Origin of the sequence: Streptomyces sp. NPDC001890, from assembly GCF_042891445.1 — a bacterium.
Classification (GTDB): domain Bacteria; phylum Actinomycetota; class Actinomycetes; order Streptomycetales; family Streptomycetaceae; genus Streptomyces.
Window position 1 is genome coordinate 64,841 of record NZ_JBIATE010000004.1, and the last position, 11,622, is coordinate 76,462.

Below are 11,622 nucleotides of genomic sequence, written 5' to 3' on the forward strand. Positions count from 1 at the left end.
AGTCAACAGCCCCGCGCCGTCGCACGGGGACGGACGCCCGGCGCTCACCCCGCACACGGGTCGCCCGGCACCCCCGGCACGCGCCCTCCGTACGCCTCCATGCACCAGGGCATGTGCCCCTGGGAAATGCCTGAATCCCTGTCCGGGGAAAGCACGTTGCGTAGCCTCGTGGTCACATTCGCACACCGGGCCGGGAGGGTAGTCCGTATGCCCGCGGCCGCTGCGCCGCACCGGCTCACAGACGCATGGGAGGCCCCTGTGATCCGAGCACTCAGGCTGCGCGCCGGGACGAAACCGCCGATGGCGCCCGAAGCCGAGGCCGAAGCCGAGGCGCAGGCGCGGGATGTGCTGGCCGAGCTCCGGCGATTACGGACCCGGGTGCCGCTCCTGTCCGGCGCCCTGGTCGCCGGCACCGACGGGCTCGTCCTGGCCCACGACACCCCGGACGTGGAGCCGGAGCGCGTCGGCGCGCTGACCGCGGCCGCGCTCGGCGTCGCGACGCGGATGGCGGAGGCCACCGGCCGGGGCGGCTTCGGCGAACTTCTCGTACGGGGCGAGTCCGGCTGCGTGGCGTCGTACGCGGCGGGGCCCTCGGCCGTCCTGACGCTGCTGACCGAGGACCGGGTCGACGTCGGGGCGCTCCACATCGAGGGCCGCCGCGCGGGCGCCCGCATCGGCGAGCTGATCGACGCCGCATCGCGCCGCGCCGCCCGCCCGGCATCCCCGTCCCTCACCTCCCAGCCGCACCCCGGCCCACAGCCGCCCCGCTCCTGAGGGCGGGCGGATTCAGCGCCGGCGCCGCGCCCCGCCGGGCGCGGCGTCCCCCGCCATCGGCCCGGTCGTCCGGTACCCCTTGACCTGCTTGCCCGCGGGCCGCCCGCGCTCCACCCAGTCGGTCCGCACCCAGTACAGGGCGTCGTCCCGCTCCTCGCGCCGCCCGATCCGGACGGCCTTGAGCCAGAGCCCGGCGCCCGCCCCGGCGAGCACCAGCCCACCGGCCCCGGGCAGCAGGAACGCACTGGCCACCGCCGCGAGGAACGCGCCGAGCAGCCACCACCGGTGCCCGCGCCGCCACTCGCGTACGGTCACGGCCCGGTCCTGGAGGAAGTCGGACCGCCCGGCACGCGTGGCGCCCCCGGCCAGCTCCGCGTACCGGCCACCACGTGCGAACGCCACCACCGCCGCGGTGATCAGGAAGAGCGCGGCCCCGGACAGCAGGCCGATCCGGCGCCCGGTGAGCCCCGGCACCAGCGCGCCGATCGCCGCGGCCAGCAGCCCCGGCCACCACAGCGGTGCGGCACCGGCCCGTACGATCACGGCCACCCTCGCCAACGACTGCGCTCCGCGTCCCACGTCCGTACCCCTCTCCACGGCCCCTGGTGAGCCGTCAGCGTCTGCTGAACCGTCAGCTCCTGCTGAGCCTTCCGGCCCGGAGGTTAGTGGCCGTAGATGAGCGGTGCCTGAGAATCGGTGAAGCCACGGGAGCCGCCCCGCCGGACACCCGGCGAAATCGCGGGAGCCACCCCCGCCGGGCGGCGGCGAAATCGCGGCAGCCGCCCCGCCGGACACCCCTCAGCTCATGATCCCCACCAGTCCGTTGCCGCCCCCGGCACAGTGGAACCGGCCGGCGCAGCAGCGCGCCCAGCCGTCGGACTCCGTGTCGGTCAGGGCCAGTCGCTCCCATCTGTCGCCCGCCGGAGCATTCCCGCCCAGCCGCAGCCCGAGCGCGGGCACGGCCACGCCCGAGGCCGGTTCCGGCAGCCGCACCGTCTCCGGGAGCACCAGGAGCACCTCGTCGGCAGGGTGCTCGAACAGATCGACCCCGTCCCACACGGCAGCGGCCGCGTCCGGCCCCGACGCAGGGCGCACACGCTCCACCTCGACCCGTGCGAGCCCGTCGGCCGCGTCCGGGCCACCGGCGGCCAGGGTCAGCCGGATCCCGTCGAACTCGGCCACGGTGTTCCAGCCGGGCTGGAAGAGGTAGCCGTCGAGCCACGCGTCGTGGGCATGGCGGAGTTCGGAGTAGTCCTTGATCGTCAGCGACGCGCACTGCCGCCCCAGGTGGACCCGGTCCGCGGACGCGGTCAGCAGGTCACGGGCGGCATCGGCACTCGTTCCGAACCGCAGCACCCCGGCCCCGCCCGGCAGCGCCACACCGATTCCCGGCAGCAGTTCCAGCATCGTGCCATTGTCCCCGGCCCGGACCGGACGGCAGCGCCGGGCCCGTCACTCCACGAACAGTCCCCGCGCCGCCCTCGCGTCGAACTCCTCCAGCCATGCCTGCGCGTCGGGCAGGTCGTCGCACATCGCCTCCAGCAGCACCCGCCCCAGCAGCATCGGCGCGCACGCCGTGTCGAAGGCGAGCCCGGTGCCGACGGCGGCCGGGATCAGCAGATCACTGTGCTTGGCGACCGGCGCGAACGCGGAGTCCGCCACCGACACGACGGTCATCCCCTGCTCCTGCGCGTACGCGAGCGCGTCCACGACCTCCTTCGGGTGCCGGGGCAGCGCGAAGCAGATCAGCGCGGAGGCGCCCGCCCGGCGCGCGGCGTCGATCCGGTCGCGCAGCATGCTGCCGCCCTCGTCGAGCACCCGGACATCGGGGTGGACCTTCGCCGCGAAGTATCCGAAGCCGCGCGCCTGCGAGGAGGCGGCCCGCAGCCCGAGCACCAGCAGCGGCCGCGAGGCCGCCAGCAGCCTGCCCGCCCGCTCGACGGGCCCGGGGTCGGCGAGCAGCTCGGCCAGGTGCCGCAGATTCTCGATCTCGCCGAGCACCGCCTGCTGGTACTCGTTGTGCACGTCGTTCCCGTTCCCGGCCCCGCCCCCGCCCCCGGCCGCGGACACGGGCTCGGCGGGTGCGACCTCCCGCAGGTGCTTGCGGAGCGCCGGGTAGCCGTCGAAGCCGAGGGCCACGGCGAAGCGGGTGACGGACGGCTGGCTGACCCCGGCGAGCTCGGCCAGCTCCACGCTCGACAGGAACGGGACGTCCCCGGCCCTGCGCACCATCGAGTGCGCGATACGCCGCTGGGTGGGTGTGAGCCGGCGCCCCTCGAAGAGCTGCTGCAACCGCGCGGCCGGGCTGCTCCCGCTCATGCTGTCCCCTCGGTAGATTCCGGCGCACCGCGATCCGGCGCCGACAAATCCATTCAGCCAGCAAGGCGTCTGCATGTCCATATGCAGCCGGGGCGGCCGGCCGTGCGGAACACCGGGTCCGACGACCCTGCTGCCCCGAAGCCCGACCTGAGGTCCACCCCGAAGCCCGGCCCAAAGAGGGGGGTTAGCCCCACTGACCGCGAGGCCCGCGATTCGTACCGTAAAGGTCATGAAAGCCCGTGACCCCGAGCTCAGGAACGAGCTCGATGCCGCCCTGCACGCCCGTAGTGAGCTGGGTTCGGAGTACGAGCCCGCGCTCGTGGAGTCCTTTCTGGAGAAGGTCGAGCAGCAGCTCGACAGCACTCTCGACCGCCAGGTCCGGCGCCATCTCGCCGAACAGCGGGTGAACGAGGCCAGGAGTACGCGCCCGTCGCAGTACCTGGGCAACTTCGGCGAGCGCTACGGCTTCGGGATCATCTCGCTGATCCTGGCCGTCCCCCTGTCGGCGATCGCTGCCGGGACCGCCCGCACCGGAGGTCTGATCGTCGCCTGGCTCGGGATCGTCGCGGTCAATGCCGTGCACGCGGCCCGCAACTGGCCGTGGTTCTCGCGCCGCCCCGGCCGTGCGGGCTCCGCCTGGGAGGACTGACGGCCGAGCACCGAGAACCGCCCTACGCCTGGCGGGTGGGCTGCACGATCAGCTGGCGCAGGTTGATGTGGCGCGCCCGGCTGGTGGCGTAGGCGATCAGGTCGGCGATCTCTTCGCCGGCGAGCCCGCCGAGCGCGTCGAACATGCCGTCGAGCTGGCTGCTCAGCTCGACGTTGTCGACGTGGCCCGCCAGCTCCGTGTCGGTGAGGCCCGGCTCGATGTTCGTGACGCGGACGTCACGCGGCCCGAACTCGGTGCGCAGCGACGTGGAGAGGTACGTCAGCGCGGCTTTCGTCGCCCCGTACACGGCGTAGTTGGGGAACATGATGTGCGCGCCGATGGACGAGATGTTGACCAGGTCCGCGGTGCGGCCCTCGGCGGCCGCCGCCACCAGGTCGGCCGTGAAGGCCCGGATGATCCGCAGGGCGCCCGTCACATTGGTGTCGATCATCCGCTGCCACTCGTCGGTCCGGCCCTCGTCCACCGGGTTCGGCAGCATCACACCGGCCGCGTTGACCACCAGGTCCACCCGGCCGAAGGTGCTGTGCACCAGCTCGGCCGCGGCGTCGACGGACGCCTGGTCGGTGACGTCGGTGGCGACGGCGAGCGCCTCGCCGCCCGCCTCCTCGATCGCGGCGGCCAGCTCCTGAAGCCGCTCCGCGCGCCGGGCCAGCAGGGCGACCCTGACTCCCTGGGCGGCGAGCAGCCGGGCGGTCGCGCTGCCCATGCCGCTGGCGGCTCCGGTGATGACGGCGGTGCGGCCGGCGAGAGTCGTGTACGTCATGTCCGTGCTCCTTGTGCGCTCCGGCTGCCGGGGTGTTTCCCCGGGCCTGGTTCCACTCTGCGGGGGCGCCGACGGGTTACCCAGGGGGACGCTGTTCCTGGGTCCGCCAGTACCAGGCTGGGCGATCACGCTTCTTCTACGATCGACGCCATGGAAGCCGACCTGGGGGATTTCCTCCGCTCACGCCGCGCCCGTATCCAGCCCGAGGACGTGGGGCTCCAGGCGTACGGCCGACGGCGCGTACCGGGACTGCGGCGCGAGGAGGTGGCGCAGCTCGCGGGGGTGAGCGTCGACTACTACATCCGGCTGGAGCAGGGGCGCGGCCGGAGCGTCTCGGACGCGGTGCTCGACGCGATAGCCCGGGTGCTGCGGCTGGACGAGACGGAGCACACGTACCTGCGTACGGTGGCGCGCCCCGGGGCGGGTGCCTCGGCTCCGGCCTCCGCCCAGCGGGTACGTCCGGGGCTGCGCCTGGTGCTGGACTCGCTGGCCGGTGCCCCGGCGTTCGTCCTGGGGCGCCGGATGGACGTGCTGGCCTGGAACGCGCTGGGGGACGCCGTCGTCGGCTTCTCCCGGATGCCCGCCGCCGAGCGCAACATGCCGCGCCAGGTGTTCCTGGAACCGGCGGCGCGGGAGCTGTACCCGGACTGGGCGGCGGTGGCGGCAGAGACGGTCGCGTATCTGCGGCTGGACGCGGGGCTGCACCCCAATGACCGGCAACTGGCCACACTGGTGGGTGAGTTGTCACTGAAGAGCGAGGACTTCCGCCGGCTGTGGGCGGACCATCAGGTGAAGTCGAAGACCGGTGGCGTCAAGCGCATCAACCACGCGGTCGCGGGTGAGCTGGTCCTGCCGTACGAGACGCTCGCCGCGGCCGGCGATCCCGGTCAGTCCCTGGTGGTCTACACCCCGGAGCCCGGCAGCGAGACGGCCGAACGCCTCGCCCTGCTGGCGAGCTGGGCGGCCGCACCGGCACCGGCCGGCTGAGACGCGTCCAGGGGCCGCACGCGTGGACGGACGAAGCCACGGACGTGGACGGACGAAGCCACGCGCGTGGACGGACGAAGCCGCGCGCGTGGACGGACGAAGCCACGCGCGTGGACGGACGAAGCCACGGACGTGGACGGACGGAGCCAGGGACGTGGACGGACGAAGCCACGCGCCCGCACTGACGGATGTATCGCGGGGACCGCCGCACCCCCGGTCGCCCGGGGGGCGGGACGACGGCGGTCCCCGCGAGGGACACGGTCCGGGTCAGTTCCGGTCACCGCGTCCTGGCGACGATGGAGGTCCGGGAGCCGCTCCGTAGTCCGTGTCGCCGTATCGGGTGCCGGCGGGTCTCCCCGCCGACACCCGTCAATCTGCCGGACGCGTGTTAAGCCGGTGCTGCGCGGACGTGTCGCGCTCGTACCGTTTTCGCGAAGCGGAGCGCCGCGGGGGTGCTACGCCTTGCCGGCCGTCGCGTCCTTGGCGAGGAACGCCAGCAGGTCCTGGCGGCTGACCACGCCCTTCGGCTTGCCCTCCACCAGCACGATCGCCGCGTCCGCGGTGTTCGTGCCGCCGAGGACCGCCATCAGGTCCTCGACCGGTTCGCCGGAGCCGACCTGCGGCAGCGGCGGCGACATGTGCTTCTCCAGCGGGTCGGAGAGCGAGGCGCGCTGGGCGAACAGCGCGTTGAGCAGCTCCCGCTCCACCACCGAACCGATGACCTCGGCGGCCATCACGTCCGGGTGGCCGGCGCCCGGCTTCACGATCGGCATCTGCGAGACGCCGTACTCGCGCAGCACGTCGATCGCCTCGCCGACGGTCTCCTCCGGGTGCATGTGGACGAGCGTCGGGATGGGGCCGGCCTTGTGGTCGAGCACATCGGCGACGCGCGCGGACGGGCCGGTGTCCTCCAGGAAGCCGTAGTCCGCCATCCACTCGTCGTTGAAGATCTTGCTGAGGTAGCCGCGGCCGCTGTCGGGCAGCAGGACGACGACCACGTCGTCCGGGCCCAGGCGGCTCGCGACCTCCAGGGCGGCGACGACCGCCATGCCGCAGGAGCCGCCGACCAGCAGTCCCTCCTCCTTGGCGAGGCGGCGGGTCATCTGGAAGGAGTCCTTGTCGGACACGGCGACGATCTCGTCCGTGACCGTACGGTCGTAGGCACTCGGCCAGAAGTCCTCACCGACGCCCTCGACGAGGTAGGGGCGCCCGGAGCCGCCGGAGTAGACCGAGCCCTCCGGGTCCGCGCCGACCACCTTCACCGATCCGCCGCTGATCTCCTTCAGATAGCGGCCGGTGCCGCTGATCGTGCCGCCGGTGCCGACGCCCGCGACGAAGTGGGTGATCCTCCCGTCCGTCTGCTCCCACAGCTCGGGACCGGTGGTCTCGTAGTGGGAACGCGGGTTGTTGGGGTTGGAGTACTGGTCCGGCTTCCAGGCCCCCGGCGTCTCGCGGACCAGGCGGTCGGAGACGTTGTAATAGGAGTCCGGGTGCTCGGGGTCGACGGCCGTCGGGCAGACGACGACCTCGGCACCGTAGGCGCGCAGCACATTGATCTTGTCAAGGGACACCTTGTCCGGGCAGACGAAGATGCACTTGTACCCCTTCTGCTGGGCGACGATCGCCAGGCCGACGCCGGTGTTGCCACTGGTCGGCTCGACGATCGTGCCGCCGGGCTGGAGCTCGCCGCTCTGCTCCGCGGCCTCGATCATCCGCAGGGCGATGCGGTCCTTGACCGAACCGCCGGGGTTGAAGTACTCGACCTTGGCCAGGACCGTCGCCTGGATGCCGGCCGTCACACTGCGCAGCCTCACCAGCGGGGTATTGCCTACGAGACTGATCATCGAATCGTGGAATTGCACCGTGTACTCCGGGGTCTCCGAGATGGTGCGGCAAGGGTATGCGTACGGGGACGGGAATGGGCGAAGCGATTGAGCAACGGTCACTGCGGGGCAGTTAGCTGTATGTACGGCGGTACGGCGACGAGGAGGTGGACCGGACTGTGTCAAGGGCAAGGGTGGCACGGCGGATCGCGGCGGGCGCGGCCTATGGCGGTGGCAGCATCGGATTGCTCGGTGCGGCGGCGGTAGGCGTCCTGCTGGCGGAGGTCCAGCTGGCGAAACGGCAGGTGGGCGGCGGGATCGCACCGGTTCCGCCCAGCGCGGACGGGCGGTACGGGGTGGCGTTCGCCGGCCCCGCGGAACCGTTGCGGCTGGGGTTGCTGGGTGACTCGACGGCGGCCGGGCAGGGGGTGCGCCGGTCCGGGCAGACCCCGGGGGCGCTGCTCGCCTCGGGGCTCGCGGCGGTGTCGGAACGGCCGGTGGATCTGCGCAATGTGGCGCAGCCGGGCGCCCGGTCGGACGATCTGGAGCGGCAGGTCTCGCTGCTGCTCGCCGACACCTCCCGTACCCCGGACGTCTGCGTGATCATGATCGGCGCGAACGACGTGACGCACCGGATCCCGGCCACCCAGTCGGTGCGCTGTCTGACCACCGCCGTGCGCAGGCTGCGTACGGCGGGCGCGGAGGTGGTGGTCGGCACCTGCCCGGACCTGGGCACGATCGAGCCGGTCTACCAGCCGCTGCGCTGGCTGGCCCGGCGGGTGAGCCGGCAGCTGGCGGCGGCGCAGACGATCGGCTCGGTGGAGCAGGGCGGGCGCACGGTGTCGCTGGGCGATCTGCTCGGGCCGGAGTTCGAGGCGAACCCGCGGGAGCTGTTCGGGCCGGACAACTACCACCCGTCGGCCGAGGGGTACGCCACGGCGGCGATGGCGGTGCTGCCCACGCTCTGCGCGGCGCTGGGGCTGTGGCCGGAGTCCGAGCGGCTGGACGGGGCCCGGCGCGCGGACATGCTGCCAGTGGCCAAGGCGGCCTCCCAGGCGGCCAAGGAGGCCGGTACGGAGGTCACCGGGGCCCGGGCACCGTGGGCGCTCCTCAAGCAGCGCAGGCGGCGGCGTCTGCCCGCGGCCACGGAGCCCCACCCGCAGCCGGAGCCGCGGGAAGAGCCACGCGGTCCGCAGGCCGGTTCACCGACCGGCCCCCCGGCCGGTTCACCGGCCGGTCCCCGGCCCGTCGAGCGGTCTGCCGAGCGGCTTGTCGAACGGCAGGCCGAGCAGCCGGCCGACCCGCCACCAGTCGACTGAGCGGTCGCTTAGAAAAGAGGTCGGCGTCACATGCGCAGCCCGGTGACCCAGCGTCTACGTACAGGTAACTTCCAAGTCAGCACCTGCCCGAACCCGCCTTCCAGCCCTCATGGAGCCGCGTGATGCCCGAAGCCGTGATCGTCTCTGCAGCCCGTTCCCCCATCGGCCGGGCCTTCAAGGGCTCGCTCAAGGACCTGCGCGCGGACGACCTGACCGCCACGATCATCCAGACCGCGCTGGCCAAGGTTCCCGAGCTGGACCCGAAGGACATCGACGACCTGATGCTCGGCTGCGGCCTCCCCGGCGGCGAGCAGGGCAACAACCTGGGCCGCATCATCGCCGTGCAGATGGGCATGGACCACCTTCCCGGCTGCACGATCACCCGCTACTGCTCGTCCTCCCTCCAGACCAGCCGGATGGCGCTGCACGCCATCAAGGCCGGCGAGGGCGACGTCTTCATCTCGGCCGGTGTCGAGATGGTGTCCCGCTTCTCGAAGGGCAACTCCGACAGCTGGCCCGACACGCACAACCCGCTGTTCGCCGACGCCGAGGCCCGCACCGCGGCCCGCGCCGAGCAGGGCGGCGACGACTGGCACGACCCGCGCGAGGACGGCCTGGTCCCGGACGCGTACATCGCGATGGGGCAGACCGCGGAGAACCTGGCCCGACTCAAGGGCGTCACCCGCCAGGACATGGACGAGTTCGGCGTCCGCTCGCAGAACCTCGCCGAGGAAGCCCTCAAGAACGGCTTCTGGGAGCGCGAGATCACCCCGGTCACCACCCCGGACGGCACGGTCGTCTCGAAGGACGACGGCCCGCGCGCGGGCGTCACCCTGGAGGGCGTGCAGGGCCTGAAGCCGGTGTTCCGCCCCGACGGCCTGGTCACCGCGGGCAACTGCTGCCCGCTCAACGACGGTGCCGCCGCCCTCGTGATCATGTCCGACACCAAGGCGCGCGAGCTGGGCCTGACCCCGCTGGCCCGGATCGTCTCGACCGGCGTCTCCGGCCTCTCCCCCGAGATCATGGGATACGGACCGGTGGAGGCCAGCAGGCAGGCGCTGAAGCGGGCCGGGCTGACCGTCGACGACATCGACCTGGCCGAGATCAACGAGGCGTTCGCCGCCCAGGTGATCCCCTCCTACCGCGACCTCGGCCTGCCGCTGGAGAAGGTCAACGTCAACGGCGGCGCGATCGCCGTCGGCCACCCCTTCGGCATGACCGGCGCCCGGATCACCGGCACGCTGATCAACAGCCTGCAGTTCCACGACAAGCAGTTCGGCCTGGAGACCATGTGCGTGGGCGGCGGCCAGGGCATGGCGATGGTCATCGAGCGGCTGAGCTGAGCCGGGCCGCGTCCGCGCCGGGCCGAGCCGAGCCGCGGCTGAACCGGACCGCGGCTGAATCGGACCGCGGCTGAACCGGGCCGCGAACAGGACGGACCCGACATAGCCGCCAGCGGACCCGCACTCCATACGGCGGCCGGTTCCGAGCCCCGACCGTGACCGAATCTCCCCCAGGATGTGACCTATCTCCTGGGGGAGAGTCATTCCCGCAGGTCACACCCGCATCAGGGTTAAACCCCAGGCCCAAAGACCTGTCCAATTCGTGACGTAATGCACTGACACAGGGCGCAGGTAGGGGACAAGCTGATGTAGGAAGTCGGGGGATCGATTGAAACCGGGAGTATGTCAGTGAGCGCCATGTCTCTTGCCCTGTTGCTGACCACCGCCGCCGCCACGGCCGTGGGCGCCGCTGCTCTGCACGCTGCTCACGGGCTGCGCAAGCAGGTCACGGCCCTTCGTACCGATCTGTCCGACGCCCGTGCGCACGGCATCACCGTGCCCACGCAGAGCCGCAGCACCGTCACCCCGGTCGCCGAGATACGCGCGGCCGTCGCCGAAGCGCTGGCCGAGGAGCGCGAGCGCGAGCTCGCCGAGGCCCGCGCCTTCTGGGCCACCCAGGAAGCGCGTGACGCCGCCGACGCCCCGTCCCTGCTGGGCGGCCTGACCGGGATGGGCGAGGACGCGCCGTTCTTCATGCCCCGCCAGGCCGACTTCACGGGCCTGGACGCGATGGACCTCGACGCCACCGAGGCCCTCGACGAACTGGTGGAACTGACGGAGTCGGCCGACCTGACCGAGCTGCCCGGACCGGCGGAGTTCGCCGAGGACTCCCCCGAGCTGGCCGCCGCCCGTCGCCGGCACCCCTCGCACCCCGACTTCGTACCGGTGCAGACCCCGGTCGTCACCGACCACGAGCGCACCGTGAACCGTCTCGAAGAGCTCGCCGACAGCCGTACGGAGCTCGCCGACGTGCGCCCCGGCCCGCTCGGCACGCTCGACGTCTACGTCTTCGCCGACGGCACCACGCTCTGCATGACCCCCGGGCACCGCGAGACGGCCGAGCGCCTGGCCGGTTCGCTGCGCGACGGCGAGCACCCGGTGCTGCTGGGCGGTTCCGGCGTCTCCGGCGCGTACGCCCTGACCTTCTCCTGCGGCAAGGAGAACGTCTACATCCTCGCCGACCGCGTCATCGCCTCGTTCTGACACCCCGGCGTCCGGACACCGCGGCCCTCGCCGGCCGCCGCCCCCGGCCCGGTCCCCGAAGCGCCGCACCACCCGCCGCTACGCGAACGCGCGCGCGGCGGCCTCCTCCACGAATCGCACGGCCTCGTCGAGCTCCGCCGACGGGGCCTTTTCCAGTGCCACCGCCAGATCGCGCCCCGCCACGGCGAGCTGGTCACCGACCGAGAAGAGCCCGGCGTCCGGCAGGGGGCGCGGCTCCCGGTCCGGCGCCTCGATCCGCTGGGCGCGCAGCGCCAGCTCCCGCGCCGCGGCGAGTCCCTCGGCGGCGGCTCCGCGCTGCAGGCGGCTCTGCGGGGCGGCGCGCAGCCGGTCGGCGAATCGGTCCACGGCGATGATCAGGGGGGTCGTATCGAGCACTCCGCGACCCTACGCGCCCCGGCAG

The 11,622-nt window shown here is 72.7% G+C and carries 12 protein-coding genes; 6 read left to right on the forward strand and 6 right to left on the reverse strand.

Annotation, left to right across the window (positions count from 1 at the left end; all coding sequences use genetic code 11):
• Window positions 1–300 precede the first annotated feature (300 nt).
• Complete coding sequence (locus tag ACFYY1_RS14845; protein WP_388585502.1) at window positions 301–774, forward strand: roadblock/LC7 domain-containing protein; 474 nt, start codon at window positions 301–303, stop codon at window positions 772–774.
• A gap of 12 nt (window positions 775–786) precedes the next feature.
• Here the strand turns inward: ACFYY1_RS14845 and ACFYY1_RS14850 are convergent, their stop codons facing one another.
• The 3 genes from ACFYY1_RS14850 to ACFYY1_RS14860 form a co-directional block, all read right to left on the reverse strand.
• Window positions 787–1,353 (reverse strand): hypothetical protein, encoded by a 567-nt coding sequence (locus ACFYY1_RS14850; protein WP_388584842.1) that lies wholly within the window; start codon window positions 1,351–1,353, stop codon window positions 787–789.
• 219 nt (window positions 1,354–1,572) lie between these two features.
• Complete coding sequence (locus tag ACFYY1_RS14855; RefSeq protein WP_388584845.1) at window positions 1,573–2,181, reverse strand: hypothetical protein; 609 nt, start codon at window positions 2,179–2,181, stop codon at window positions 1,573–1,575.
• A 45-nt stretch (window positions 2,182–2,226) separates the two neighbouring features.
• Window positions 2,227–3,093, reverse strand: a complete 867-nt coding sequence (locus tag ACFYY1_RS14860; RefSeq protein ID WP_388584847.1) for a MurR/RpiR family transcriptional regulator — start codon at window positions 3,091–3,093, stop codon at window positions 2,227–2,229.
• A gap of 229 nt (window positions 3,094–3,322) precedes the next feature.
• On the opposite strand from ACFYY1_RS14860, the gene ACFYY1_RS14865 reads away from it, so the two are divergent.
• The gene (locus ACFYY1_RS14865; RefSeq protein ID WP_388584849.1) at window positions 3,323–3,742 is read left to right on the forward strand and encodes a hypothetical protein; all 420 of its coding nucleotides are present in this window, start codon (window positions 3,323–3,325) and stop codon (window positions 3,740–3,742) included.
• Between the two features lie 22 nt (window positions 3,743–3,764).
• Here ACFYY1_RS14865 and ACFYY1_RS14870 read toward each other — a convergent pair whose 3' ends face one another.
• Window positions 3,765–4,526 (reverse strand): SDR family oxidoreductase, encoded by a 762-nt coding sequence (locus tag ACFYY1_RS14870; protein WP_388584851.1) that lies wholly within the window; start codon window positions 4,524–4,526, stop codon window positions 3,765–3,767.
• Between the two features lie 150 nt (window positions 4,527–4,676).
• Between ACFYY1_RS14870 and ACFYY1_RS14875 the strand changes: the two genes are divergently transcribed.
• A complete protein-coding gene (locus tag ACFYY1_RS14875; protein WP_388584853.1) occupies window positions 4,677–5,513 on the forward strand; it encodes a helix-turn-helix transcriptional regulator in 837 nt (278 codons plus the stop codon).
• 455 nt (window positions 5,514–5,968) lie between these two features.
• Here the strand turns inward: ACFYY1_RS14875 and ACFYY1_RS14880 are convergent, their stop codons facing one another.
• A complete protein-coding gene (locus ACFYY1_RS14880) occupies window positions 5,969–7,375 on the reverse strand; it encodes a cystathionine beta-synthase (protein ID WP_388584856.1) in 1,407 nt (468 codons plus the stop codon).
• A 155-nt stretch (window positions 7,376–7,530) separates the two neighbouring features.
• Here ACFYY1_RS14880 and ACFYY1_RS14885 point away from each other — a divergent pair, with 155 nt between their 5' ends.
• The 3 genes from ACFYY1_RS14885 (at window position 7,531) to ACFYY1_RS14895 (ending at window position 11,201) form a co-directional block, all read left to right on the forward strand.
• Window positions 7,531–8,655, forward strand: a complete 1,125-nt coding sequence (locus ACFYY1_RS14885) for a GDSL-type esterase/lipase family protein (RefSeq protein ID WP_388585504.1) — start codon at window positions 7,531–7,533, stop codon at window positions 8,653–8,655.
• 122 nt (window positions 8,656–8,777) lie between these two features.
• Window positions 8,778–9,998, forward strand: coding sequence for an acetyl-CoA C-acetyltransferase (locus ACFYY1_RS14890; RefSeq protein ID WP_388584859.1), 1,221 nt, complete (start codon window positions 8,778–8,780; stop codon window positions 9,996–9,998).
• A 357-nt stretch (window positions 9,999–10,355) separates the two neighbouring features.
• Window positions 10,356–11,201: a hypothetical protein gene (locus tag ACFYY1_RS14895; protein ID WP_388584861.1), complete on the forward strand. Its 846-nt coding sequence runs from the start codon at window positions 10,356–10,358 to the stop codon at window positions 11,199–11,201.
• 78 nt (window positions 11,202–11,279) lie between these two features.
• Here ACFYY1_RS14895 and ACFYY1_RS14900 read toward each other — a convergent pair whose 3' ends face one another.
• A complete protein-coding gene (locus ACFYY1_RS14900; RefSeq protein ID WP_388584864.1) occupies window positions 11,280–11,597 on the reverse strand; it encodes a hypothetical protein in 318 nt (105 codons plus the stop codon).
• Window positions 11,598–11,622 lie beyond the last annotated feature (25 nt).

Coding starts and splice junctions, on each gene's coding strand:
- ACFYY1_RS14875 (WP_388584853.1), top strand. CDS start 4,677: ATGGAAGCCGACCTGGGGGATTTCCTCCGCTCACGCCGCGCCCGTATC.
- ACFYY1_RS14845 (WP_388585502.1), top strand. CDS start 301: ATGGCGCCCGAAGCCGAGGCCGAAGCCGAGGCGCAGGCGCGGGATGTG.
- ACFYY1_RS14895 (WP_388584861.1), top strand. CDS start 10,356: ATGTCTCTTGCCCTGTTGCTGACCACCGCCGCCGCCACGGCCGTGGGC.
- ACFYY1_RS14860 (WP_388584847.1), bottom strand. CDS start 3,093: ATGAGCGGGAGCAGCCCGGCCGCGCGGTTGCAGCAGCTCTTCGAGGGG.
- ACFYY1_RS14890 (WP_388584859.1), top strand. CDS start 8,778: ATGCCCGAAGCCGTGATCGTCTCTGCAGCCCGTTCCCCCATCGGCCGG.
- ACFYY1_RS14865 (WP_388584849.1), top strand. CDS start 3,323: ATGAAAGCCCGTGACCCCGAGCTCAGGAACGAGCTCGATGCCGCCCTG.
- ACFYY1_RS14870 (WP_388584851.1), bottom strand. CDS start 4,526: ATGACGTACACGACTCTCGCCGGCCGCACCGCCGTCATCACCGGAGCC.
- ACFYY1_RS14855 (WP_388584845.1), bottom strand. CDS start 2,181: ATGCTGGAACTGCTGCCGGGAATCGGTGTGGCGCTGCCGGGCGGGGCC.